The sequence below is a fragment of the Bradyrhizobium sp. CCBAU 051011 genome (assembly GCF_009930815.1).
GTDB lineage: Bacteria > Pseudomonadota > Alphaproteobacteria > Rhizobiales > Xanthobacteraceae > Bradyrhizobium.
This window is the reverse complement of record NZ_CP022222.1, coordinates 2777993-2800700: the sequence shown is the minus strand read 5'-3', so window position 1 is coordinate 2800700 and position 22708 is coordinate 2777993. Positions and strand designations below refer to the sequence as shown.

The 22708-nt window shown below is 60.4% G+C and carries 22 protein-coding genes and 1 pseudogene; 6 read left to right on the top strand and 17 right to left on the bottom strand.

The window, feature by feature from the left end:
- Positions 1 to 16: 16 nt before the first annotated feature.
- Both ACH79_RS13285 and ACH79_RS13280 read right to left on the bottom strand, forming a co-directional pair.
- Positions 17 to 1069 carry an ABC transporter substrate-binding protein gene (locus ACH79_RS13285; protein ID WP_161851427.1) on the bottom strand — a complete coding sequence of 351 codons (1053 nt, stop codon included), beginning with the start codon at positions 1067 to 1069 and terminating at the stop codon, positions 17 to 19.
- 36 nt (positions 1070 to 1105) lie between these two features.
- Positions 1106 to 1936, bottom strand: a complete 831-nt coding sequence (locus tag ACH79_RS13280) for a VOC family protein (RefSeq protein WP_161851426.1) — start codon at positions 1934 to 1936, stop codon at positions 1106 to 1108.
- A 282-nt stretch (positions 1937 to 2218) separates the two neighbouring features.
- Here ACH79_RS13280 and ACH79_RS13275 point away from each other — a divergent pair, with 282 nt between their 5' ends.
- Positions 2219 to 3001 (top strand): DNA-binding transcriptional regulator, encoded by a 783-nt coding sequence (locus ACH79_RS13275; RefSeq protein WP_161851425.1) that lies wholly within the window; start codon positions 2219 to 2221, stop codon positions 2999 to 3001.
- A gap of 1419 nt (positions 3002 to 4420) precedes the next feature.
- Here the strand turns inward: ACH79_RS13275 and ACH79_RS13270 are convergent.
- The 13 genes and pseudogenes from ACH79_RS13270 to ACH79_RS13215 all read right to left on the bottom strand — a co-directional run bounded on the left by ACH79_RS13270 (position 4421) and on the right by ACH79_RS13215 (position 17429).
- Positions 4421 to 5446: an alcohol dehydrogenase catalytic domain-containing protein gene (locus ACH79_RS13270; protein ID WP_161851424.1), complete on the bottom strand. Its 1026-nt coding sequence runs from the start codon at positions 5444 to 5446 to the stop codon at positions 4421 to 4423.
- Positions 5397 to 5660 carry a hypothetical protein gene (locus ACH79_RS13265; protein ID WP_161856346.1) on the bottom strand — a complete coding sequence of 88 codons (264 nt, stop codon included), beginning with the start codon at positions 5658 to 5660 and terminating at the stop codon, positions 5397 to 5399. The genes ACH79_RS13270 and ACH79_RS13265 overlap by 50 nt, the downstream gene beginning before the upstream one ends.
- Before the next feature lie 118 nt (positions 5661 to 5778).
- The gene (locus ACH79_RS13260; RefSeq protein ID WP_202639233.1) at positions 5779 to 6141 is read right to left on the bottom strand and encodes a hypothetical protein; all 363 of its coding nucleotides are present in this window, start codon (positions 6139 to 6141) and stop codon (positions 5779 to 5781) included.
- 141 nt (positions 6142 to 6282) lie between these two features.
- Positions 6283 to 7071, bottom strand: coding sequence for a 3-hydroxybutyrate dehydrogenase (locus ACH79_RS13255; RefSeq protein ID WP_161851423.1), 789 nt, complete (start codon positions 7069 to 7071; stop codon positions 6283 to 6285).
- Positions 7072 to 7165: 94 nt separating this feature from the next.
- Complete coding sequence (locus ACH79_RS13250) at positions 7166 to 7957, bottom strand: acetoacetate decarboxylase (RefSeq protein ID WP_161851422.1); 792 nt, start codon at positions 7955 to 7957, stop codon at positions 7166 to 7168.
- A gap of 30 nt (positions 7958 to 7987) precedes the next feature.
- A complete protein-coding gene (locus ACH79_RS13245) occupies positions 7988 to 9160 on the bottom strand; it encodes a DUF3734 domain-containing protein (protein WP_161851421.1) in 1173 nt (390 codons plus the stop codon).
- 434 nt (positions 9161 to 9594) lie between these two features.
- The gene (locus ACH79_RS13240) at positions 9595 to 9879 is read right to left on the bottom strand and encodes a DUF3551 domain-containing protein (protein ID WP_161851420.1); all 285 of its coding nucleotides are present in this window, start codon (positions 9877 to 9879) and stop codon (positions 9595 to 9597) included.
- A 504-nt stretch (positions 9880 to 10383) separates the two neighbouring features.
- A pseudogene (locus ACH79_RS43855) lies at positions 10384 to 10506 on the bottom strand (LysR family transcriptional regulator); the annotation flags it as partial.
- A gap of 46 nt (positions 10507 to 10552) precedes the next feature.
- Positions 10553 to 11053 carry a hypothetical protein gene (locus tag ACH79_RS13235; protein ID WP_161851419.1) on the bottom strand — a complete coding sequence of 167 codons (501 nt, stop codon included), beginning with the start codon at positions 11051 to 11053 and terminating at the stop codon, positions 10553 to 10555.
- 16 nt (positions 11054 to 11069) lie between these two features.
- Positions 11070 to 14222, bottom strand: a complete 3153-nt coding sequence (locus ACH79_RS13230) for an efflux RND transporter permease subunit (protein WP_161851418.1) — start codon at positions 14220 to 14222, stop codon at positions 11070 to 11072.
- Positions 14219 to 15295, bottom strand: a complete 1077-nt coding sequence (locus ACH79_RS13225) for an efflux RND transporter periplasmic adaptor subunit (RefSeq protein WP_161851417.1) — start codon at positions 15293 to 15295, stop codon at positions 14219 to 14221. Before ACH79_RS13225 ends, ACH79_RS13230 begins: the two co-directional genes overlap by 4 nt.
- Complete coding sequence (locus tag ACH79_RS13220) at positions 15292 to 16410, bottom strand: efflux RND transporter periplasmic adaptor subunit (RefSeq protein ID WP_161851416.1); 1119 nt, start codon at positions 16408 to 16410, stop codon at positions 15292 to 15294. Before ACH79_RS13220 ends, ACH79_RS13225 begins: the two co-directional genes overlap by 4 nt.
- Entirely contained in the window at positions 16407 to 17429 is a 1023-nt protein-coding gene (locus ACH79_RS13215; protein WP_246738517.1) for a sensor histidine kinase, read from the bottom strand. The genes ACH79_RS13220 and ACH79_RS13215 overlap by 4 nt, the downstream gene beginning before the upstream one ends.
- Positions 17430 to 17490: 61 nt before the next feature.
- Here ACH79_RS13215 and ACH79_RS13210 point away from each other — a divergent pair, with 61 nt between their 5' ends.
- Entirely contained in the window at positions 17491 to 18153 is a 663-nt protein-coding gene (locus ACH79_RS13210) for a TetR/AcrR family transcriptional regulator (protein ID WP_161851415.1), read from the top strand.
- A gap of 1 nt (position 18154) precedes the next feature.
- On the opposite strand, the gene ACH79_RS13205 is transcribed toward ACH79_RS13210, so the two are convergent.
- Both ACH79_RS13205 and ACH79_RS13200 read right to left on the bottom strand, forming a co-directional pair.
- Positions 18155 to 18826, bottom strand: a complete 672-nt coding sequence (locus ACH79_RS13205) for a TetR/AcrR family transcriptional regulator (RefSeq protein ID WP_161851414.1) — start codon at positions 18824 to 18826, stop codon at positions 18155 to 18157.
- A gap of 11 nt (positions 18827 to 18837) precedes the next feature.
- Complete coding sequence (locus ACH79_RS13200; RefSeq protein ID WP_161851413.1) at positions 18838 to 19275, bottom strand: hypothetical protein; 438 nt, start codon at positions 19273 to 19275, stop codon at positions 18838 to 18840.
- A 461-nt stretch (positions 19276 to 19736) separates the two neighbouring features.
- On the opposite strand from ACH79_RS13200, the gene ACH79_RS13195 reads away from it, so the two are divergent.
- The 4 genes from ACH79_RS13195 (at position 19737) to ACH79_RS13180 (ending at position 22431) form a co-directional block, all read left to right on the top strand.
- Complete coding sequence (locus ACH79_RS13195) at positions 19737 to 19946, top strand: hypothetical protein (protein ID WP_161851412.1); 210 nt, start codon at positions 19737 to 19739, stop codon at positions 19944 to 19946.
- A gap of 178 nt (positions 19947 to 20124) precedes the next feature.
- Positions 20125 to 20382 (top strand): hypothetical protein, encoded by a 258-nt coding sequence (locus tag ACH79_RS13190; protein WP_161851411.1) that lies wholly within the window; start codon positions 20125 to 20127, stop codon positions 20380 to 20382.
- Between the two features lie 666 nt (positions 20383 to 21048).
- A complete protein-coding gene (locus tag ACH79_RS13185) occupies positions 21049 to 21651 on the top strand; it encodes a PepSY domain-containing protein (protein ID WP_161851410.1) in 603 nt (200 codons plus the stop codon).
- 111 nt (positions 21652 to 21762) lie between these two features.
- Entirely contained in the window at positions 21763 to 22431 is a 669-nt protein-coding gene (locus ACH79_RS13180) for a TetR/AcrR family transcriptional regulator (RefSeq protein WP_246738516.1), read from the top strand.
- The last annotated feature ends 277 nt before the right edge of the window (positions 22432 to 22708 follow it).

The following is a 22708-nucleotide window of genomic DNA, read 5'->3' as shown; positions in this document are numbered from 1 at the left end:
ATGGTTTGACCTTGCTTCAAGGCGTCTGTGGCGCCTTGTCCCAGAGCACCCGCTTGGCCTCGACCTTCACGTCGATGATCTTGTTCTCGAGGCTGAAGTCCATGATCTCCTGCAGCGCCGAGACCTTGACTTTCAGGTCCTTGCTGTAGGCGGGGATCACGCTCTTTATCCAGTTCCTTCGAATTTCTTCGGCACCCGCCATGTCGCCGAAGGAGATGATCGGCGTGTAGATCTTGACGAGCTCGTCGAAATTCTTTGGATCGTTGAACCAGGCGGCTGCGTCCGTCATCGCCGCGTAGAACGCTTCCATCAGCTTCGGGTTGCTCTCCACCATCTCCTTGCGCGCAGCGACGATGATGTTGGCGCCGATCGTTGCTTCCAGCGACTTCGGACCTTCGCCGATTGTCATGTCGATCACTGTCTCGCAGGTCTTAGTGAATTGACAGATCTGAGTCAGCGGCTGGTACATGATCGTCGCATCGATCTGCTTGCCTATCGCAAGCGCGGTGTAGGCCGTGTTCGGTGCGCCCACCGCAACATATGTCACGTCGTCCGGCTTCAAGCCGGCCTCCTTGAGCATGGCGTTGAAATACTTCTCGTTCGAGCTTCCGCGCGCGGCGACACCGATTCGCTTGCCCTTGAAGTCGTTCATGATCGCCGGATAGCCCTTGTCGCGGCTGGGCATCGGCACGTCATTGCGGACGCTGATCGACAGCACGTTCGCCGGCAGGACGGTGCCGACAATGACAACCTCAGCGCCCGCGGTCACCGCCGCGCCGACGAGATCCGCAGCGCCGTGCGTGAAGTCGATGGTCTTGCCGACCAGCGCCTGCAGGCCGAGCGAAGTCGAATTGAGGATCTTGATCTCGCACTTGAAATTGTACTTCTCGCAGAAGCCTTTTTCCTTGGCTATGATCGCATGCATGTTGCCGGTCGTGCTGGCGTAGTTCTGGATGCCGACCGTTTCGCCGTTGGCGCGCGGCGTTTGTGCCGCAGCCTGGCCTGAGATAGCGGCAATTGCGATGGCTGACGCGGTGCACAAACTGAATCTGAATGACTGGCTTTTCATTTCTTTCCTCCCAATGCGTTGTTATGACTGCCTGCTTCAGATGAACTGGTTCACCTCGAGCATGTTCGCAGAGGGATCCTGGAGATAGATCTGATACATCCTGTCCATCGCATACACTTTGGCGTCAGATATGAGCACGCCGTCCCGTTCCAGGCGGGCCTTTACGGCATGCACATCGCGCACCGAGAATGCCGGGTGTCCGCCGACTGTCGGGTTGTGCTCAAGGCTGTACCGAGTGGGGAAGTGTGGGTCGGCGCGAACGATGTGTATGCCGCGGTTGAAGTCGCCAAGGGACAAAAGTGAAACCATCGACGGATCGACGACGACGTCACCAGCAGCGGCCGGAGCTTGCCAGCGGCCTTCGGTCATACCGGCGATTTCGACATAGAATGCGGCGGCTTCTCGCACGTCGCAGGCCTCTAGATTGACATGATGGATCCCCCAGCCCCAGTCGTGCACCAAAGACTGAATGGCTTGGTCTGTCGGCCCACCCGTCGATCTCTGACAGAAGGCCACGACATTCATCGCCGGATCGATCGTGTAAATGGCGGATGCGTCAAAGTCGCCAGGCAGGGCATGCACGTAAGGTATCGCCGCCCTGTCCAGTCGGCTCGCGATTCCATTCAAGTCGTCGGTGTCGAAAGCGACATGGCGAGTGCCTGCCGATCCGTGCAATTCCGACGCAGTTCGATTGAGCAGCCTCGGCGGCTTTCTGATTCGCAGGCCCCGACTGCCGCTGCCGAAAGCGATCGTCTGATCGGCGACCTTAACGGGTCGGCCTAGCCCGATATGGGATTCAAAAAATTTCTGTGCCTCCGCCAGATCGTGGGTTGCAAGGGACACTCGATGGATCGCTGAAATCGTCACTGCAACTCCTCCTGACCATATTGTTTGATGTGGCTTTGGACTGATGCCACCCCGGCCAGAGCCAGCGGCCGGAAGCGACAACAGTAAGTTCTGGTTGGATCGTCGGCGCGACTTGCCCTGTTGGTGAACCGGTCCAGCCTGGAAAGCGACGTGCCGAGGTGATCTGCGGCCATTGATCCCCAAAAGCAGACCGGCAGCCAGTGGCTTGACGCATCGTTCCGCTGTATGGAACGAGGGAGACGCGCGGCTTAAGGGCCAAACAGCATGATTGAGGAGGACCTCATGACTTCCGGATCCCCCGTCGAGGCGGTTCGACGCGCCTTCGCGCTTTTGGAAGAGTTGAACCGCCAGCGCATCAACAGTGTTCAACATCTGCACAAGGCAACCGCGCTTCCGAAGTCGACTATAGTGCGCCTGCTGGAGACTCTTCGGCTCCTCGGCTACGTGGCGAACGATCCACGGCAGGGCGGATACCAGGTGACCTCAGGGGTTCGCGGGCTAAGCTCAGGCTTCCATGGTGATCCGCTTGTGGTTGAGGCGGCCCGTTCTTGGGCCATCGAATTCACCCGCCGGCACAAGCTTCCGATTGGCATTGCCGTGTTCGATCGGGACGCCATGGTTGTGCGATTCTCGACAACGCGGGAAAGTCCGATGTCACCATTTCACGCGACCGTTAACATGAGGCTGCCGCTTCTGACGCGTGCGATGGGCCGCTCCTATATCGCGTTCTGTCCCGCAGCCGAGCGCAATTACATTCTTGGTGTCCTCGCTCGCTCGGCTCATCCCGAGGATCGGGCCGCACGCGACCCGGAGGAGGTTCGCGAAATCATTGCGCGCGTGCGGCGCAACGGCTTCGCGGAACGATCGCCTGATGTCCAGCCGAAGTCAGCGAACACCTTCAGTGTTCCCATACGCCACGGGCGCAAGGTTCTTGCCACCCTCGGAGTGAGTTACTTCATTTCGGCAATGCCGAAGACGAAGGCCATAGCATCTTACGTCCCTCCGCTTTTGGATCTGGCCAAGAAGATCGAAAAGAGCGTAGCGGATCTCACAAGAGTTCAGTGAGCACGGCGGCCGTCGCGCGGCAATCCGAGGTTGGAGGGTGCTCAGACCCGCCGCCCTTTGCGTCGCATTGCTCGGCCTGCTGGCTATGCTGGACAGAATTGCGACTGACCAATCTCGTTACCACCGACCTCGTTGCTCAGCCCGGTAACCCGTTCACAAGCAGTGCGGTTGAGATCAAGACAGATCCAGAGCCGGCGAAATTGACGAAGACGACCGAAAGTACGGACGGACCGGCGAGCGATGAAACCCGCCTGCGCGAAGAGTAAGGAGTAGCTCTCGACATCGCCCCGGCAGTGCCTGCCTCCATGTCGGTTAACGGGCTTCAACCTCACGATTGATAAGGTTTCGCCTTTTTGCTTATCAGTTCGCGGACTGACTCCATTTGTGTAATTTGCCGAGCCCCGTCTCGTAGCGAGCAGCCAATCAATCGGTGGCGCCAATGGGTGTCCGTTATTGCCAAGGAGAGCTTCCATAACAGCTCATTACGCGAATTGAGCTCTGGGCGGAGATTGCCTCGGCTGTTTGAGCAACGACGAGCCTGACGCTCGCAGACACCACCACCTCGATAAAAAACACAGAGCGCCCGCCTTTTGTTCGTAGGCCAATCGCGCACATCGGTGTGGTACGCCGCGATGCGCAGTGCCCCCAGGCGAAGATCGGAACGCGAAATCGTTTGCCTGCCGGCGCCACGAATTGTGGTGCACCGGCCGACAGCAGCTTAGCTCACGATATCGTCGGCGAGGATGGTGTAAACCGTCTCCGGTCGACAACATCCGTTATCGCGCGCTCAGTCCGAGCCTCGCGTGACCGTCACGCGGGGATGTCCTGGCCCCCACACCAACCGAACCTACGGTGTCTCAACCAGTCTTTCGCATGAGGTAGTTTATGAGCGCCTGAGACTGGAGACCGGCGTCTCCCATCGATACACCGATGACTGCGTCACTTGCAGCGTCAGCGGGCAGCGGACGACTCGCGCCATTCAGGATGAAGCAACCAAAAAGGCGACTAGACGAGCAATATCAATTGGCTGAGGCGGGAGGGATCGAACCTCCGAATGGTCCGGTGAAATCGCTAATAAAATCAACGGCGCCTTTTGAATTTTCCTCGTCCGTTCACCCATTGACCACGCTGAGGAAGTTCCTGCGTTCAGAATGCCACCGCTCCTGCATTGCGTCCTGCCGCAGAAGCTGCACAAGCAAATCTGGGTTGGGCTGATCGTCTCGCATCATGATCATGAGACCGCACCTCGCGAGGAACCGCGCGGCCCTGTCGCAACTGTTACCGGTGCCATGCGGTGAGACTTGGGCACGATCTATAGGCCGCGAGCTGCTATGCTTGCCGGCGTCGCTGCGACACGTCCTGCTGTCTTTATGAGTTTGGGATGTGGATCGATTCCAGGTGAAGGCCCTCGCCCCTGAGTCAGCTCGGCAGGATCAGTGCGCGTCCCCGCCGCCCCTTCTTCACGTGCTCTAAGGCTTGAGCTGCTCCGACCAGAGGTTCCCGCACGGCGATGGGCAGTCCAACGCGCCGCTGCTCGACGAGTTCGCGCAACTCTTGCAGGGCGGGTGTCTCGGGCTTGAAGACAGTCCATACATAGCGTCCATTCTTCGGCAGGGCGGCGCGATGGCGGCGCTTGTCCGAGAGCGTCTTGAGAACACCGCGCACCCAGCCGAGCTCGTCGAAATTTGCGAGAAGCGGATGCACAGAGGTGGCATGGCCGAGCGCGCCGTCGCGCAGAGCATCGATAAGCGCCAGATCATCGTCCCAGGTTGCGAAGTTGAGCGTGGCGTCGAACATCCTTGACAGCATCGCGAACGGCTTGCTGCTGCTGTCCACCACTTCCAGCGCGCCAGCCTCCCGGCAGGCGACGAAGTCGGACGGCCGCGCGATCGCCGTCACGCTGGCCCCCCATGCGGACAACATCTGGAGGGCCAAGGTCCCGAGGCTACCGGCGGCGCCATGGACGAGAACTCGTTTTTCGGCGGCATTCTGCCGAGTCAGCCCAGCGCCCCGCACCGCAAGCCACATGGTTACGAAGCTGTACGGAAGTGCCGCGAGCGCCTGAAGGTCCTGTCCCGCGCGAGCCGGCAGTGCATGCGCGGCCTTGACCAGCACGTAGCTCGCGTGGGTTCCCTCGGCCGATGGTGGCTTCGCGCCGTAAACTGGGTCGCCGATCTTGAACGCGTCGACATTGTCGCCGAGCGCCGTCACCGTGCCGGCAAAATCATTGCCGAGCACCATCGGAAAACGGCCTGCCCCGACAAGCGACAGCAATCGCCGGCCATAGCCTTGCGCGCGCCGCACATCGATGGGATTGACCGATGCCGCAGCGACGGCGACTTCGATCTCGCCGGGCGCCGGCTTGCGCCGGAGAATCGGTCGGACCTCGAAGCCACTACTCGGTCCGAGACACACCAGGGTGGCACCTGTCGCATTCATCAGCATCTTGCAGCCTTCCCGAAGTTTCTGGATACTCTAACCGTACGATCAATTCGCCAAACACAACGGGCTTCGATAAACGCGGGCTAGTCTGCCCGATCACGCCCATCACCGCGCGCGTACTGCAGAGAACGACGCGAAAGATTATCAAGCCGACTAGGCTGAGGAGCTCGCGGTGGTCCAGCACGGCAAGGACCGCGGGCACAAGGAACAGGACCATGTCGCCGATGAACCATTCGGCCCGCGTCACATGGAATGCTCAGGCTTGCTGAGACGCTCGTAGCGAGCAGCAGTAGAATCGCCGCGTTTTCAAGCAGCCAAATCCCGGTGATTGCGTCCTAGTTGTTTCGTTGCGCGGTCCAATATCCCGAGCAGCGCCCGCCTCCTGCATGGCCGCTCCAGCTCCCGCGGCCTGAATCTTGCGTCAGCCTTCCCGAACCTGACGCGTATTTGTTGTGGACGGTCACCGACGCGCGAACCGCGCCCGATCTTCCGACATACCCTTTGAACTTCACCAGATTGGGATGCGTCACAACGCCGTCGTTTATGTTCACTGAGAAATTGTAGGTCGGATCGCAGCTTCCCCGTTGTGTAACGAAGACGAGATCCCAGGGACCGTCGTAAGAGGTTCGGGCTTCGGCGGCCGTCGCCAGGGTAAGGCAGGCACAGCCAATGACATTCGCGATCAGTCGCTTGTTCATGATGTTCTCTCCAGAGGAATTGGTTGATGTTCAGAAGGCAGCAGTCGTAGGTGTTGAGCATTGTTGTCTTGGTCTATCGTAGCTGTTCGCCGACCATCTTCTCTCACCGTGCATTTCAAGAGCCAGTGCGTTTCGGCGGCCCTACGCGGCCGTCCAGCCGCCGTCGATCGAGAGGTTGGCACCGGTGATCTGCGCGGCGTCTTGGCTGCACAGGAACAGCGCCAGCGACGCCACCTGCTCGACCGTGACGAATTCCTTCGTCGGCTGGGCCGCGAGCAGGACGTCGTTGATCACCTGATCTCTCCTCATGTTGCGCGCCTCCATCGTATTCGGGATTTGCTTCTCCACTAATGGCGTCCAGACGTAGCCGGGGCTGATGCAGTTGCAGGTGATCTTCGACCGGGCGAGTTCCAGCGCCACCGTCTTGGTGAGTCCCACTATGCCGTGCTTGGCCGCGACGTAGGCCGACTTGAAGGGGGATGCGACCAGCGAATGCGCCGAGGCCGTGGTGATGATACGGCCCCAGCCGCGCCGCTTCATCCCGGGCACGGCTGCACGGATCGCGTGAAAGGCGGAGGACAGGTTGATCGCAATGATCGCATTCCACTTGTCGACCGGAAACTCCTCGATAGGGGCGACGTGCTGGACGCCGGCATTGTTCACGAGGACATCCACGCTGCCGAAGGTCTTCTCCCCGAGCGTGATGAGCTCGGCGATTTCGCTCGGCTTGGCCATGTCCGCGGGCGAATAGACGGCCTTCACCCCGAAATCGCTCTCGATGGCAGATCGCTCCTTCTCGACATCGGCCGGCGCACCCATTCCATTGAGCACGATGTTGGCACCTGCGCCTGCGAAGGCACGCGCATACGCGAGACCGATGCCGCTCGTCGAGCCGGTCACGACCGCGACTTTATCTTTCAGAATACCCATTTCACTTTTCCTTGTTGATCTCCAAACGAGTGACGGCCTTTGGGCTCGTCGCCGCAGGTGTTTCTGGACGCGCGCAGCGGATCGCAGTCGTCCATCATGTGACCAGAGCTCTCTCGTAGCTCCGGACCGGGCGTCGAACCGGCTGTTGCAGATAGTCGTGAACGACCTTGCCCAACCCCAGGGTAAGGTCTGCGCGGATGTGGATCGCGGATACGATCTCGAGAACCGGCAAATCGGCCACGGGAGCCAGCGCGTGAGGCGTCAGCGAGAGAGCCGCGGGTCCGGTCCACGCCCCCTTCAAGCCGACTTGCTCAAGGCGATATTCGACGAGCTCACAGATCCGCGGACTGCCGTCGACGTGCGGAATGATCTTGAGAAGGAAGTTCGGCTCCTCGAGAGCGGCCTTGACTTGCGCCAGGTCGGCTTCGCGATGCTTGTATCCCATTGTGCCGGTTGCTACCCGCAACGGACCGTAATCCAGAGTGCCGATGAGGGTGTCGACCTCGGTTTGCAACGTCGGCTGGCCGAACTTTTTCGGAAAGCCCCAGAGCTCCCGGCCGCCAGCGATCGGGCCCTCATCGTTCAGGAACATGCAGTGGGTGTAGCCGCCCCTGCGACCGCGGAACGACACCGGGATGACTTGGCCACTCTCGGTGTAGTCACCAAAACCGCTGGAATCCGGCATGCGGATGAATTCGTATTTGACCAGCGCCTCGCGTTCGTCAAATTCGAGCGGAGCCGGAACGACCGATCGCAGTTTCGCCGGATCGGTGCGATAGGTGATGATCAGGTATTCGCGGTTGACGAAGCGATACGGCCCCGGCGGATAGGACGGATTGGTGAGCGGCATCGCGAACGCCCGCCTCACGACTTCCTTCTCGTGCATTTCAATTCTCCTGTGACTGATCGGCCTGGCTTACTCGCGACCATCCTGCTCAAGATCGAACGTGGAGACGCCGTCCGCAGTGGTCGGGCGGGCCAGCACCTCGGGATGACGAAGGGTGCGCAACACATCATGATAACCGGCGCGCCAATGATCCTGCATCGAGAGGCGGGAAAACTCGTAGTCCTTGGAGTGGCCTTCGTAGTCCCGCGCGCGATAGATCAGATGGACGAGGTTGTGCACATTGTGAGAGGCCGCCGTCCTGAGCAGCCTGACGTCCTCGTGCTCGCGCAGATTTTCAGGCAGCCTGTTCAGGAGAGCCGCCAGCTCGCGCTGCAGTCGGTGCAGGCTCTTGAACTGGTCCGTGCTCGCCCGCGTGCGGCTCGAGTATTGAATCTCCTTTTGACGCGTAACGACGTCTGCGATATTGCGCGGAATCTGGCCGCGCGCGCTCCAGAGATCGACCTGAAAGACAAGCGTGTCCTGACGGGCGCCACACTCGATCACATATTGCAACGGTGTGTTGGATACCAGGCCGCCATCCCAATAATGTTCGCCGTCGATTTCGACCGCGGGAAAGCCCGGCGGCAGCGCCCCACTGGCCAGGATGTGCTCGGGCCGAATCGTATGGGTGGCAGTGTCGAAATAGACCAGATTGCCGGTCCTCACATTGACGGCACCAGCGCTGAACCGCGTCATACCGGCGTTGATACGATCGAAATCAACGAGGCGCTCCAGTGTCGTCTTTAACGCGCTCGTGTCGTAGATGCTCGTGGCGGCAAGCGTTCCACCCGCTTGTAGCCATGGCGCCAGTGGCCGCGCGGAGAAAAATCCGTTTGCGCCAAACACCGTCGCAAAGCTCGCATTCACCTGGTTGAGAAAATTGCGGGTGTGGTCGCTGTTCATCAAATCGGTGAACGGCGCGCCTGACCAGTGCCACGGCGCGTCCAACGTCACCTGCGTCCAAAACTCGCGAAGCCGGTCAACTCGGGAATTGGGGGGATTGCCCGCGATAATTGCAGCGTTAATCGCTCCAATCGAAATGCCGGCAATCCAATCGGGATGGATGTTTGCTTCGGCCAAGGCCTCGTAGACGCCTCCCTGGTAAGCCCCCAGAGCGCCTCCGCCCTGTAAGAGCAACGCTATGCAATCGAACGGCGGACGCCGGTCGACGGTCGTGAGGTGTGGTCGAGGCTGAAAGTTCATGGTTCTGTGCTCTTGGTTTCCGATTGCCCAAGCCCGCATTCTGTCCGGTAACGGGACGTCGCAGGCTCACGATCCTGTTTAATAAACTATACCGTATAGTTTGTTAATCTCTGTGTCAAGCGAGTTCGTTCACAAGCTTGTGCTGCAACTGATTGAGGCTTCCACATTCGTCGTTGGATTTGGCGAGCCACGCACTCGGAACCAAATGCGGAGCCCAATCACCGCCTGGACGCAGCAGTTAAGAGGATCCCTCGCGCGTCTGCCGTTCGCCCGAGGCACATGACCACGGCCGATTCTTTGTTGCAGTAGCTTGATATCGATGAAGTCGTCGGCGCCGGCGCAAGTCTCCGCGACCATGGCCAGTTGAAAGGCGATTGACGGTTCGCACGCAAAAGTTCTGGCGCAAAAACAGACCAGACGCGGTCCGTTGGCGGTTAATCCGCTCGTTGACGACGCGTATGGCCGCGGCGCTTCGGCGCGTGAGCGTAGGAGGCGCTCGCCTCGGACAGCAGCGGATTTCGAACGCAGCTGCCGCCGCGACCGGAAATCGTGGCGACGCACTGCTCCACCGTGTCGAAGCCGCACTGTCGCATTCCTGACGAATAGTCTTCTCGGCAGTATTCGTACTCTCTTGCGGCGACCGGCTCTGCAGCGCTCAAGAGCGTCGCGCCGGCCAGTGTCGCCGCGGCAATCGTGCTTAAGGCGATAGTCTTGTTCATGTTGCTCTCCGTGCTTTTGAGTCTCGGCCATAACCCGCCGGATCCGAACGCGCTTGTCTCACGTGCTTCTGGTGACTTTTTCGGCCTAAGGAACGTGAACCATGGGCCCGTAATAGGCGCCCCAGTGGCCCCACCCATCGCGATCAGCACGATTGGGCAGATCCCTAGCGCGATTACGGCAGCAGGCTCCCGTACGTACTATGCGCGCCCATCGGGGTACGCGCGTTAGCGTTCGCCGTGAGACGCTGTGAAGTCACTTGGCTGTCCCAAGCCATAGCGGGTGTCGCTAGTACAGCTGCGGTTATCAGTGCAGCCGACAGAAGATTGAGTTTCATGATTCAGTTTCTCTACTGGTTACGGAATTCGGCAACGTCTTCGAAATTGCCGCGACTCATCATTAATACACTATACGGTATAGTTTACCTATAACTCCGACCGAGCAGAGTCGGTCAAGGAAGAATGATTCACATCCCCGTGTTGCACGTCGTCCGACAAGCCGCACGCGAAGTCCTGCTCGAGGAAGGAAATCTGGCGTGCGACCGCAGCCTTCCGCTCGCGGGCAGCGGCTGAGAATGAGCCGGTCTCCGTTACGCGCACCAGCGAAGCCAAGGCGCTTACAATATCCATCGCAGTGTTCGCAGGATGAGGTCCGTTCGGCCCGAGTTCGCGATGGCTAGTTGCAGACCAGAATGCGCCTGTACCGCTTGTAGACGTAGTAGCAGTCGCTATCGGAATACCCATAGTTCGATCGGCCATAGCCATAGCCGGCATAGGCTCCAGCGGCATAGGCAGCACCGTAACCGTATCGCCGCCCGCCATCGCCATAGCTTCCGGAACGGCTGTAGCTGACCGAAGCAGAACGAGCCTGGACCGAGCGTGCAACCGCCGGTCCGTCGCGACCGCCGGCACGGACGCCGCCAAGCGCCCTGACATCGCCGCGAGGACCAGGGCCCGCGCCCAGGCGAGGAGCCGGACCGCCGAAGCCGGCACGGGGCGCACCGCCTGGCCCCATGGGAGGATGACCTCCGAACGTCGGAGGACCGCCGGCGGCGATCGGCGGAGGACCGCCGGGCCCCATCGGAGGAGGACCAGGGAATTGCGCAAATACCGCAGTCGGCGCCAGCGAAATCGTTGCGAGCGTCACGGACAGCTTCAAGATTGTCGTCCAGGTCATCATGGTTTCCTTCGTTCTAGATTTGCGTCTCGAGGACAGGCACCGGCGCGTTCTGCGCGAAAGTCGAGTTCGACGAATGGGTGTCGTGCACCGGGTCAACGGTCTCAGGCGTTGGCCGGCCCTCGCCGTGATCGGGGTGGATCCGGAACCACGCTACGTACAGTGCCGGCATGAACAAGAGCGTCAGCAGCGTGCCAACGATGATGCCGCCCATCATCGCGTAGGCCATCGGGCCCCAGAAGATCTCGCGGGCAATCGGGATCAGCGCGAGACTTGCCGCAGCCGCGGTCAGGACGATCGGCCGCATGCGTTGCTCGGTCGCTTCCACAACGGCCTCCCAGGCCGGGCGCCCCTCCTTCCTCAGATCCTCAATCTGCACAATCAGGATCACCGAGTTTCGGACCAGGATGCCGATCAGCGCCAGCACGCCAAGAATGGCAACGAAGCCTAGAGGTGCGCCGCTCGGCAGCATGGCCATGACGACACCGATCACGGCGAGCGGCGCGACCGCGAACACCAGGAACAAGCGATGGAAGCTCTGCAGCTGAACCATCAGGATCGTGGCCATGACGAAGAGCATGAGCGGAACGACGGCCAGGATCGGCGCCTGGCTCTTGGCGCTCTCCTCCACCGAGCCTCCGATCACCACGGAATATCCGGCCGGCAACTCCTTCTCGAACTCCGCCAGCTTCGGCGCGAGCTGGTCCACGATCGTCTTCGGCTGAACGTCGCTGACGATGCCCGCCCTCAGCGTGACCGTGGGAATCCGCGCGCGCCGCCAGATTGTCGGCTGCTCGATCTCGTAGCGCAGATTGGCCACGGCCCCGAGCGGCACCGATTGACCGCCGAGCCCGGTCAATTGCAGGTCCCGCAGCGTATCGATCGAGGCGCGCTCCGACGCGGTAGCCCGTCCCGTGACATTCACGAGGTAGATGCTGTCGCGAACCTGGGTGATCGGCATGCCCTCAAGCACGGAGTTTAAGGTCGTCGAGATGTCTTCCGACGTCACGCCGAGCTGACGCGCCTTGTCCTGGAGAACGTCGACCTTGACGACGCGCGCAGGCTCCATCCAGTCGAACACGACGTTGCCGAGATCGGGGCTGCTCCGGACGATGCCGGCGAGCTTCTGCGCGAGATCCCTCACCTTCGCAATGTCGGGTCCGCTCACGCGGTATTGCACGGGACGTCCCACCGGCGGGCCGACCTCGAGTAACTTGACGTAGGTGTCGGTCCCGGGAAACGTGTTCTTCAAATAGGTCTCGAACTGTGCCTTGACGCGGTCGCGCGCCTTGATTCCGCCTTTGGTCATGACCACCATCTGGCCGAACCATGTATTCGCAGTCTGCACGTCGAATGACAGCACGAAACGTGGTGCGCCGATGCCAACATAAGTCGACCAATGTTCGACCGAATCATTGCCCTGCAGTTGCTCGCGCTCGAAGCGCGCCATCTGCGCATTGGTGTCGGCAATCGAGGCGTTCTGTGGCAGATTCCAGTCGATTACCAGCTCATCGCGGTCCGACGAGGGGAAGAACTGCTGTTGCACGAACTGCATTCCGAACACGGCAACGAGAAAGGCTGCAACCGTCACCGAGATGGTGATCCATCGGTGATGCATGCAGACGAGGAGCAGATTCAAGAACATCTGCGCCAACCGGCCCTTTTTCCCGTGATGGCCTTTCATTTTGGCGGGCAGGATGGTGACGCCGAGCAGCGGCGTGAACAGGACCGCGACGATCCACGACACGATCAAAGACACCGCAATCACAACGAACAGGGTATAGGTGAACTCGCCGGCATTGCTGCTGTTGAGGCCGATCGGGATGAAGCCGGCGATGGTGACCAGTGTGCCCGTCAGCATGGGAAAAGCGGTCGACGTATAGACGTTGGTCGCCGCCTTCTCCAGGGGATCGCCGGCCTCCAGCCTGGCTACCATCATTTCGACGGCAATCATTGCGTCATCGACCAGAAGGCCCAGCGCGATGATCAATGCACCCAGTGAAATTCTCTGCAATGAAATGTCGGCATAGGCCATCACCACGAAGGTAATGGCGAGAACCAGTGGGATCGCAATTGCGACGACAAGACCGGCGCGCATGCCTAAGCTGAGAAAGCTGATGGCGAGAACGATGACCACGGCCTCAAACAGCGCATGGGTGAAGCCCGACACGGCATGCTCGACGACGACGGGCTGATCTGCGACCAGATGCACTCCGACACCGACCGGCAGGTCGGCGATGACCTTTGACATTTCCTCCTTCAGCGCCTCGCCGAAGTGAAGCAGGTTTGCGCCGGACTTCATGCCGATGGCAAGCGCGATCGCGGGCTGGCCGTTGTACCTGAACAAGGTCTTGGCCGGATCGACATAGCCGCGCGTGATGGTCGCGACATCAGTCAACGGAAAGAAGCGGTCGTTGATTCGAAGATTAACCGCCTTCAGGCTTGCCTCCGACGTGAATTGGCCGTTCACGCGCACGCTGATGCGCTCGGGACCCTCCTGAAATACCCCGGACGGAGCGACCGCGTTTTGTCCCTGCAGGGAAGCCATGATCGAGCGGACATCAAGGCCAAGGGCTGCGACCTTCCGTGTGGAGAATTCGAGATAGATCACTTCGTCCTGCGCGCCCAAAATGTCGACCTTACCCACATTCGGTACGGTCAATGCCTTGGCGCGGATGTCCTCGACATGATCGCGCAGCTGACGCTGGGTCAGGCCGTCGCTGGTGAAGGCGTAGATATTGCCGAACACATCGCCAAAGCGATCATTGAAGCCAGGCCCGATTACCCCTTGCGGAAAGCTGCCTTTGATATCCGCGATCATGTTGCGGACCCGGAGCCAGGTCGGCTTGACGTCAGCCGCCTTTGTCGTGTCGCGCAGATAGACGAATACCGTGGTCTCGCCGGCAACCGTCACGCTCTTGGTGTAGTCGAGCGATTCCAGCTCCTCGAGCTTCTTCTCGATCCTGTCGGTGACCTGGCGCGTCATCTCTTCGGGCGATGCGCCCGGCCACTGGGCCTGAATCACCATGGTCTTGATGGTGAAGTCGGGATCTTCCTGACGGCCAAGCTGAAGGTACGCAAAGAGGCCTGCCGCCATGAAGGCGATCATGAAATACCAGACGAGCGAGCGATGTGCGAGCGCCCAGTCGGAAAGGTTGAACGACTTCATGGCTTATGATCCTGTTCGATGCGGACGTGCTGTCCTGGCTTGAGGCTATGGATACCGGCGGTCACGACGCGCGCACCGGGGGCAAGCCCACCGGCGACGCGGGCATCTGCGGGGTCCCCGGCGAGATCGACCTTGTGCAGCGACACGGTGCTCGCAGGCTGATCGACGACCCAGACGAAATTCGCGCCGTCCTTGGCGAGCACCGCTGAGGCGGGGACGCGCAATGTCGGACTTTGGGCTTTGCCGAGCTTCGCCGTAACGGTCGTGCCTAAGCGGAAGCTTTCAGGGGGATTGTCCAGGGCGATGCGGACTCGCCGAAGGCGCGTCACGGGGTCTGCCTGCGGAGCGATCTCGCGAACCTTGCCTTCGACCTGAACGGCAGGGAGCAGCTGTAAGCCGACTGTGAATGGCAAGTCAATTTCGAGCGGCACCGGGAAATCCTCCCCGATATCGACCACCGCCTCCCTGATGTCGGGCCTCGCGACCGTTACGACGCTTTGACCCGGCGAGACCACCTGTCCGACCTCCGCCCCCACCGCGGTTACGACGCCAGCGAAATCAGCCCCAAGCCGCGCATAGCCAAGTTGCTCAATGGCCTTGGTCAGGTTTGCCTGTGCGTGCGCCACCGACGCGTCGGCACCGGCGCGCGCTTGCTCCGCATTGTCCAGCGTCTGCTTTGTTGTCGCATCGCTTGTGATGAGGGTTCGCTGCCGTTCCTCCGTCGCCCTTGCGGTCGCCAGCTGCGCCTCGGCTTTTGCAAGCTCAGCCTTCGCCAAGCGCACGGCGAGTTCAAGAGCCGTCGCATCGATGGTGCCGACGGTTTGCCCTTCTCTAACGAGGTCCCCAACGTATACGGGACGTGCTGTCAGACGTCCCAACACGCGGAAGGCAAGATTGGTCTTGTACCGCGGCTCGACAACGCCCACGGCGACGGTACCGTCCGAGCCGCTCGGCTCAAGGACCATCGAGAGCACGGGCCGCACGGGCTCGGGCGCTTTCGTCTCCTGCTGACATCCAGCCAATGCGAGTGCTGACGCAAACGTGCCGGCTGCAATCATGGCGCGTTTCTTCATGACCGGTCTCCCTCATATGTCACGGCCTGGCCAACGCTCAGCAACTTGCCGCCATCGATTACGACGCGCTCGCCCGGTTTGAGGCCCGCCTTGATCAGCACCTCGCGGGCTTCATAACCGCCGATCGTCACCGGCTTGAGCGCAGCCGTTTTGGTCGCCGGATCGACGGTCCAGACCGCGGGCTTCGACCCCGCCGCCATCAATGCACTTGAGGGCAATGCGATCTGCTGCTCGGCTTTCGCTTTGACGGTTCCTGCGACGGCGCTTCCAAGCGTCATCGCTGCCGGTGGATCCTGGATCGCCACCTTGACGCGGATGGTCGCGCTCCTCGCGTCAATCGCCGGCGAGACTTCCCTGACATGCCCGTTCGCCGTCACGCCTGCGTCGGAGACAAGCGCCAGCGATACGTGGCTGTCGTCGAGATCGCCAAAGAAGAGGGATTCGTAGACGTCGAAGACGGCATCCCGTTCACCGTCCTGCGCCAGCGAAAAAACGGGCTGCGCGGCCTGTACGACCTGGCCGACTTCCAAATTGCGTGCGGTGACCACGCCTGCCGCTTCGGCGCGCAGCGCGGTAAAGCCAAGGGCGTCTTTCGACGTTCCGAGCTCCGCTTTTGCTGCTTCAAGCGCACCTTCTGCGGTTCGCAATCCTTCCTGCGCCTGGTCGTAGACCGTCCGCGTGGTGTAACCGCTTGCGATCAGCGCCTTTTGCCGTTCGAAGGTCGCCCTGGCCACGCGTAGCTGAGATTCTCCGGCCAGCACCGCCGCAGTTGCGGCATCGACGTCGGCCTGCTGCTCGGCCGGATCGAGCACAGCCAAGACCTCGCCAGCCTCGACGTGAGCGCCGACATCGACATAGCGCGCGAGCACACGTCCGCTGACGCGGAACGAGAGGTCGGCGCGGAAACGGGCCTGGATTTCGCCAGTCAGGGTGACGGACGCTTGTCGGTCGCGCGGCTGCACGATCTCCGTGCGCACGATCGCGGCTCGCGCGCCCGGAGCAGCGGCGCGATCATTGCAGCCACTCAGCGCGATTGCGACAAGCGCGACCGCCAGGCCGCCGAGAGTCTTCAACGTGCCGTTGGTGACGGTGTGGTTCGAAGAGTGGGGTTTCATAACGCGTCCGTGCGGTGGCAGGGTGACAACAATTCGCCCAACGCATCGGGCGCTTGGCGGACTGACCCCAACTCGCCGCGGTGCTCGCGAGGCAGTTCTGGATTCGATCGAGTTGCAACAGGGCGGCTGCTCTGATTTGAAACGCCCGCTCCCGCACCAGTTCCCAAGGCATCAAAATCGATTGCTCTCGGTGGGCGCGGCGGTCTCATCTGGCGCGTTGCCATCGTCCAGTTCGCCTGTTGCTCACGCTCCGTTAGCGGGAACGACAAAATGACAGACGTGGACTCCGTGCCGAAGCCGCGCTCGATCCGACCGCTGAGATCCTTGGCAAGGTCGTTGCTGATTCGAAGTCCGCGGTCCGAGGCGCTTCGTCCGGACCGCGAACCGTTGTCCGCGACCACACAGTTCACCAGCGCGCCGGTGCGCGTTAGCTTGATCTTGATTTGTCCGTCTCGTGCGTCAAAGCAGGCATTCCTCGCAGCATTGGCGACAAGCTCATGAACAATCAGTCCAAGCCGCCGGCAGCGCTCCGGCCGAAGCGGGAGAGATTGGGTCGCGATTGCCAACCGAATATTCATTCGGTCCAGGCAGGCGCGGCGCATGGCGCAGCCCATCATGCGGATGTATGTCGCGGCGTCGATCAGCGCCTTGCCCTTGGGCACTGCGAGTGCCTGCTGCACATCGGCATGACCATGCAACAGTTCGACCACCTCGCTCAAGGCGCGCTTGGCCTCACGCCCCTCAACTCGGACGGCCGCGGCCGAGACCAGGTTGATCGCCGAGGCGAGCCCACTATTGATCCGGTGATTCAATTCGCGCAGCAGAATGCCCTGCTCCACAATTGCCGAATCCGCGCTGAACATACTCACGACGATCTCCTCAGGTTGCTCCGGATGATCGGCGCCGATCGCGCATGTGGCGGCCGGCCGGTCATCCGGATGAGCTGTCGCAGGCCTGGCACCAAAGCCCAGTCTGCGCCAACCGAAATAAACTATACCGTATATTTTCTTTTCTTGCATTCTTTTTCAGGGCATGTCAAGCGGGATCTAGGCGCGCACAAACTCGTGATTGGGAGACCTCATGGCGAAGCACAAAAGCCCGAAACGCGGCAGACCGCCCAAGGACCTTGCCGGCGACGTCCAGGCGCGGATTCTCGATGCAGCCCAGCAGCTCTTTCTCGAGAAAGGGTTTCGGAGTGCCAGCATCGACGACATCTCCGAGTTGGCTCCTGCGAGCAAACCGACCATCTATGCCCATTTCCCCGGCAAGGAGGCGCTGTTCGTGGCTGTGGTGGCCCGGACCATCAACGGATTGACAGATTTCGACGGGTTCACGCCGGCAGGCCGCACCATCCAGGAAAAGCTCGCCAATCTCGGCATCGAGATCGTGGAGAGATTCGTCGAGGACACGTTGGACCTCACGCGCGCAACGATCGCCGAGGCGCGGCGATTTCCCGAGTTGAGCCGTAATGTTCACGACGCGGCGCGCGACCGCGCGGCTGCGGCAGTTTCGCAGCTCTTGAACGAGGCAACGCAAAAGATCGTGCGCTCATCAAAAGGACCTTTCAGCGCAAAGCGGAGCGTTGCGACCGCGCAGATGTTCATGGACCTCATTGTGCTTCCGATGCTTATGAGATCGCTGATGGGTGAGGAACTGAAGGATCTCAGAAAAGAGCTGCCGACGTTCTTGCACGAACGGGTCAATTTCTTTCTTGCGGCTTGCGAGGCCGACTGGAGGCCGTGAATCAGCCACAGACCCCGCTCGCTATTCTTGCGCCACGGCTTTTGGGACTCAAGTCAGCGGCCAGGTCGATCGACTGACCCCACGGAGCATGACGCAGGGCGCCTGCGCAGAAATCCATCATCTCGTCAAACGCGGGCCGAACGGTAGCCGCGTTGATCCGCGACGGATTGAGATACCCGTCCATTGCTTCAAGCAGGCGACAGGTCATCGCCATCGGACTTCCCGGTCGCAGTTCACCGCTCGCCTGTCCGTCAGCAACGATCGCGCGCACAAGCCCTTGGATCCGGTCTGCGTAAGACACGGCGACAGCCCAGTTCTCGCTTACCGCCACAGCGACCAATTCGTGTTGTTTGCTGTCGTTCTCCAGAAGGTGTTCGTGCAGCTGCGAGATCGCCCTCAAAGCAGCCGTTAAGCGCTCCAGTGCGGTGCCGCTGCGAGCCGCAAGCGTTGCGGCTGCGGAGACGTGTTCGAACAGATCCGCCACGACCGCCTCTTCGATCGCCTGCTTTGAAGCGAAGAAGCGGTAAACGTTAGCGGGCGACATCGACGCTCCGCGAGCGATATCGGCGACGGTGGTCTTCTTGAAACCGATCTCGCGGTGCAATCGGATCGCTGCTTGTACGATCCGCCGACGAATGCACGACGATCCGGCCTGGCCTATCCGCTGCTGCATGGCTTGGGACCTCAGCGAGATGGGATCGAATGCAATTCACGTCGGCAGGCTTCCCCGAAGCCACGCAAGGGATCCATTTCCTCCATGAACTCAGGTAGATCGACAAACTCGCGGTTTGGTGACAGGTAGGTTTCGATGATCACGCGACCTGCCCGCTCCGCGGCTTGAACCACTTGATCGCTGGACAGAATCCTCATCCGCCCTATCAGGGCATACAGATTGACCAGTTGCGGAATCTCGGATTTGTCGCTGACGAGCGCGTCGGCGTAGAGTCGAGAGGCTTCCTCGATGAAACTTCGATAGAGCCGCTCGCGCTTGGAAATCGAGCGGGCGTAGTGGCGCTCGCCAAGCCTCCGGCGCCGAGTCACCCATCCAGCCACGATCGTGGAGATCGCTCCGAAGGCCGAGCCCCCGAACGCGGCGAAAGCGGGAATGTACATCATGTTCATGCCATCATTCCCCATCCCTTGCGCCCCGGTACCGAAGCGATCCTATGGTCCTGACGGGAGCAGTGGCCGCAGCGTGCTCGAAGACGGCTCTGCAAGCATCGCTCAGGTCTGACTTTCTTTGCCTGAGACAGGCCTCCACATTCGTGGCGTCAGGGATGTAGCTAGCGCACAGCCGGAAGGCGTCAGGCGCGCATGCGGCCCTCTGCTCGGGAGTGCCGCGGTTCTCCTGCGCAAAGGCAGTCCCATTGGCGAACAACGCTGCCAGTATGACGACTAATGTGTACTTGAACATAAGAATCCCTTCTCCGGCTGAGGCATCGCTTTTTTCGAACGGTGAACGCAGCCTCACGCTCCGATGCCCCGCCCTTCCCAACACGCGCTTGTGAGTCTTCGCTCTTGACACATCCCGCGGTTCGGGGTGTACATGAACTATACGGTATAGTTTATTTAGAAGGTCGAAAATGTCAACCCTGTTGTTGTCGCTCGCAAAGGAAAATCCGTGGCCGGGGCTTGCCCTCGCATCCCTGAACCTGGTCGTGGCTCTGTCTCTCGTGGGCCTGAGCCTGCTGCTGGGCGTTACGATTTCCCTGCTTGCCTGGCTGCACGCGCTCATCGATCGAGCGGCGGTCCCGATCAAGCGGCAAGCTCAGCGGCGGAGGGCTACTCCATGACGTCAACCCTTCTCCTCGCTCGCGATTTGCACCATCTATTCGGTCAACGGCTGGCTCGCGCCCGTTGAATGCGCCTTCAACATGATTGAGTCGGAGCTCATGCGCCGAGGGGTCCACCTTTACCCGGCCGAATAGCCCCAAAGTGCGCGCCACCCGAACATCTATGCTGGATCCTGACATGCTGAACGTCATCGCGGATTTAACGTCATACGCGTCGTCCGACGACGGGTTCACGATTGACCCGAATTTCTATGATTACAGCCCACGCAATTGGCAGGACGCGTCCGAGCATCTCGACGCCAAGCACACGCGCCTGCATCCGCAGCGTCTGAAATCGAAACGGAAGTACATGCCATTCATCACAGCAGGCCGAACAGCCGGCGAGCGGTCCTGGATCGCGCCCAAAGGGCTTCAGCGCGGGGGCCGGGCCCTATGAGCAGAAGATCCGTTTTGTCAATGCGTGCGCGCAGCTCAGTCGATTCTCAAACTCCCGTGCGGGGTTACTTTCTGTGGGTCGGCGGAGCGTTGCTCGTGCTGCTCTTTGCAACCGATTCGCTGCTGCCCACCCCCCTGCCAAGCAAGCTCATCGTTTCGCATTCTACGCTTCCGCCGATCCGGATCACCTCCGAGCTGAAGGGACCGGAAGCAGTTGTCATCGATACCAGCCAGCCCGGCTTCCCGCCTTTTCTTCTGGACAAGGAGATTGCCGCGGCCCCCTCGCCGCCACTCAGCTCTGATATGGCCGATGCTGTACGACAGCCGCCGGCGTCATTGTCCGAGCAAACCGATGCGGGTGACGAGAGCCCCGCGATCTCGACCCATGTCCGTGAAACGTTGGCGCAGCTAGGGCCGGAGGTTCCCGATCAAGCCGGTTCAGGCAGGAGGCGGGGCGGGCTCGCATCGAAGCCACAGCGCAATTTCGCTCAGACTCGGTCCGAGAAGCGGCGGCGATCTGCTCGGTACCGGAGTTTCGATACCACTATCGAAAGGTGCGATTCACCGAGCCACGGCCAAGGTTCTTGTCGATACGCCATCATGCACCCTCTCACACACCGATAAGGCCACCGGTCAGTTTTTCACGGACAGCCACTGGAGTTACCTCATGTCGAAGAAGCGATTGTTAGCGATTATCGTTTGGTCAGCCACGCTTGCTGCTACGGGCGCGATAGCCGATGTCACCCATACACCTTTCGAACCCGCAGACCGAGGTGTAGCGGCGCAGCGCGATGCCGAGGATGCAGCCTTTCGTCGCTTGCTTGAGCAATTTCGTACCATAAAAATATCGCTCAGTCAGGCAGTAGCGATCGCTGAGCATTTACATGACGGTTCAAGGACTGCGGAGGTTAGTTTTGAGATATCCAGTCCGCCCGTTTATCGAGTGCGTACAGTAAAAAATGAGCGAGTTTGGGAAAATGTCATAGATGCGAACACCGGAAGCGTTAGAGAAAAGGAAATTTCGTCGTCGCTGAAGGAGCTCGACAGGGAAGATCTGGGCAATATCATTGCCCTGAAGTCAGTTCAGCAGGACCTATCGGAAGCCGTACGCATCGCCGAGAAAGCTGCAGCGGGAAGCGCTCTTGCCGGCGGTCTGATAAAGCAGGATGGCAAAGTCAACTTCGTGATCGTTATCGCCAGTGGTGATAGCTTGAAGGAAGTTATGCTCGAACCACCCAAGTTCCGTAGCCAAGGGGCAAATCGCCACTAACCGTGCAGCCAAGTCACACGGCAACCTACCTATACTATACCCTATACTGTCCTTTTGGGTTTTCGGCTGGGGCATATCAAGGGTGATGTATGCATAAACTCTGATTGGCTGATGGTGATGGCGAGGAACAAAAGCCCGAAACGCGGCAGACCGCCCAAGGACCGTGCCGGCGACGTCCAGGCGCGGATTCTCGATGCAGCCCAGCAGCTCTTTCTCGAGAAGGGTTTTCAGAGTGCCAGCATCGACGACATTTCCGAGCTGGCCCCTGCGAGCAAACCGACTATCTATGTCCATTTCCCCGGCAAGGAGGCGCTGTTCGTGGCTGTGGTGGCCCGGACCATCAACGAATTGACAGATTTTGAGGGGTTCGCGCCGGCAGGCCGCACCATCCAGGAAAAGCCCACCAATCTCGGCACCGAGATGGTGGAGAAATTCGTCGCGGACACGGTGGATCTCACGCGCGCGACGATCGCCGAGGCGCGGCGATTTCCCGAGTTGAGCCGAAATGTTCACGACGCGGCGCGCGACCGGGCGGCTTGGGTAGTTTCGCAGCTCTTGAACGAGACAACGCAGAGGATCGTGCGCTCATCAAAAGGACCTTTCAGCGCAAAGCGGCGCGTCGCGACCGCGCAGATGTTCATGGACCTCATCCTGCTTCCGATGCTTATGAGATCTCTGATGGGGGAGGAACTGAAGGACTTCAGAAAAGAGCTGCCGACGTTGTTGCACGAACGGGTCAATTTCTTTCTTGCGGCTTGCGAGGCAGACTGGAGGCCATGAGTCAGCCACCGACCCGCTCCTCTCGCCATCTTTGCGCCACGGACGATCGGCGGCCAGGGTCTATCGACCGACCCCCACGGTACATGACGCAGGGCGCCTGCGAAGCCGTGTTGGTGGATTTGGAAAATACCGCTAGGGACCCTTGGGCAATCCAGACGTTATCGTCCCGCAGGAAGGCCACCCGAGTAAGTCAGGGTTGACAAATGACAACAACAGACACCGAACTAAATAGGTACTTTAGGATGATTGATCGGCGAGTGCCGATTAGCGTCACTAA

Bases quoted from the DNA above. Each gene is read 5' to 3' on its own strand.
- ACH79_RS13255 (WP_161851423.1), bottom strand. From the start codon at position 7,071: ATGGGTATTCTGAAAGATAAAGTCGCGGTCGTGACCGGCTCGACGAGC.
- ACH79_RS13200 (WP_161851413.1), bottom strand. From the start codon at position 19,275: ATGAACATGATGTACATTCCCGCTTTCGCCGCGTTCGGGGGCTCGGCC.
- ACH79_RS13225 (WP_161851417.1), bottom strand. From the start codon at position 15,295: ATGAAGAAACGCGCCATGATTGCAGCCGGCACGTTTGCGTCAGCACTC.
- ACH79_RS13270 (WP_161851424.1), bottom strand. From the start codon at position 5,446: ATGCTGATGAATGCGACAGGTGCCACCCTGGTGTGTCTCGGACCGAGT.
- ACH79_RS13245 (WP_161851421.1), bottom strand. From the start codon at position 9,160: ATGAACTTTCAGCCTCGACCACACCTCACGACCGTCGACCGGCGTCCG.
- ACH79_RS13260 (WP_202639233.1), bottom strand. From the start codon at position 6,141: ATGAACAAGCGACTGATCGCGAATGTCATTGGCTGTGCCTGCCTTACC.
- ACH79_RS13205 (WP_161851414.1), bottom strand. From the start codon at position 18,826: ATGCAGCAGCGGATAGGCCAGGCCGGATCGTCGTGCATTCGTCGGCGG.
- ACH79_RS13180 (WP_246738516.1), top strand. From the start codon at position 21,763: ATGGTGATGGCGAGGAACAAAAGCCCGAAACGCGGCAGACCGCCCAAG.
- ACH79_RS13220 (WP_161851416.1), bottom strand. From the start codon at position 16,410: ATGAAACCCCACTCTTCGAACCACACCGTCACCAACGGCACGTTGAAG.
- ACH79_RS13210 (WP_161851415.1), top strand. From the start codon at position 17,491: ATGGCGAAGCACAAAAGCCCGAAACGCGGCAGACCGCCCAAGGACCTT.
- ACH79_RS13265 (WP_161856346.1), bottom strand. From the start codon at position 5,660: ATGGTCCTGTTCCTTGTGCCCGCGGTCCTTGCCGTGCTGGACCACCGC.
- ACH79_RS13185 (WP_161851410.1), top strand. From the start codon at position 21,049: ATGTCGAAGAAGCGATTGTTAGCGATTATCGTTTGGTCAGCCACGCTT.
- ACH79_RS13235 (WP_161851419.1), bottom strand. From the start codon at position 11,053: ATGACCTGGACGACAATCTTGAAGCTGTCCGTGACGCTCGCAACGATT.
- ACH79_RS13240 (WP_161851420.1), bottom strand. From the start codon at position 9,879: ATGAACAAGACTATCGCCTTAAGCACGATTGCCGCGGCGACACTGGCC.
- ACH79_RS13190 (WP_161851411.1), top strand. From the start codon at position 20,125: ATGCTGAACGTCATCGCGGATTTAACGTCATACGCGTCGTCCGACGAC.
- ACH79_RS13250 (WP_161851422.1), bottom strand. From the start codon at position 7,957: ATGCACGAGAAGGAAGTCGTGAGGCGGGCGTTCGCGATGCCGCTCACC.
- ACH79_RS13230 (WP_161851418.1), bottom strand. From the start codon at position 14,222: ATGAAGTCGTTCAACCTTTCCGACTGGGCGCTCGCACATCGCTCGCTC.
- ACH79_RS13285 (WP_161851427.1), bottom strand. From the start codon at position 1,069: ATGAAAAGCCAGTCATTCAGATTCAGTTTGTGCACCGCGTCAGCCATC.
- ACH79_RS13215 (WP_246738517.1), bottom strand. From the start codon at position 17,429: ATGCAAGAAAAGAAAATATACGGTATAGTTTATTTCGGTTGGCGCAGA.
- ACH79_RS13275 (WP_161851425.1), top strand. From the start codon at position 2,219: ATGACTTCCGGATCCCCCGTCGAGGCGGTTCGACGCGCCTTCGCGCTT.
- ACH79_RS13195 (WP_161851412.1), top strand. From the start codon at position 19,737: ATGTCAACCCTGTTGTTGTCGCTCGCAAAGGAAAATCCGTGGCCGGGG.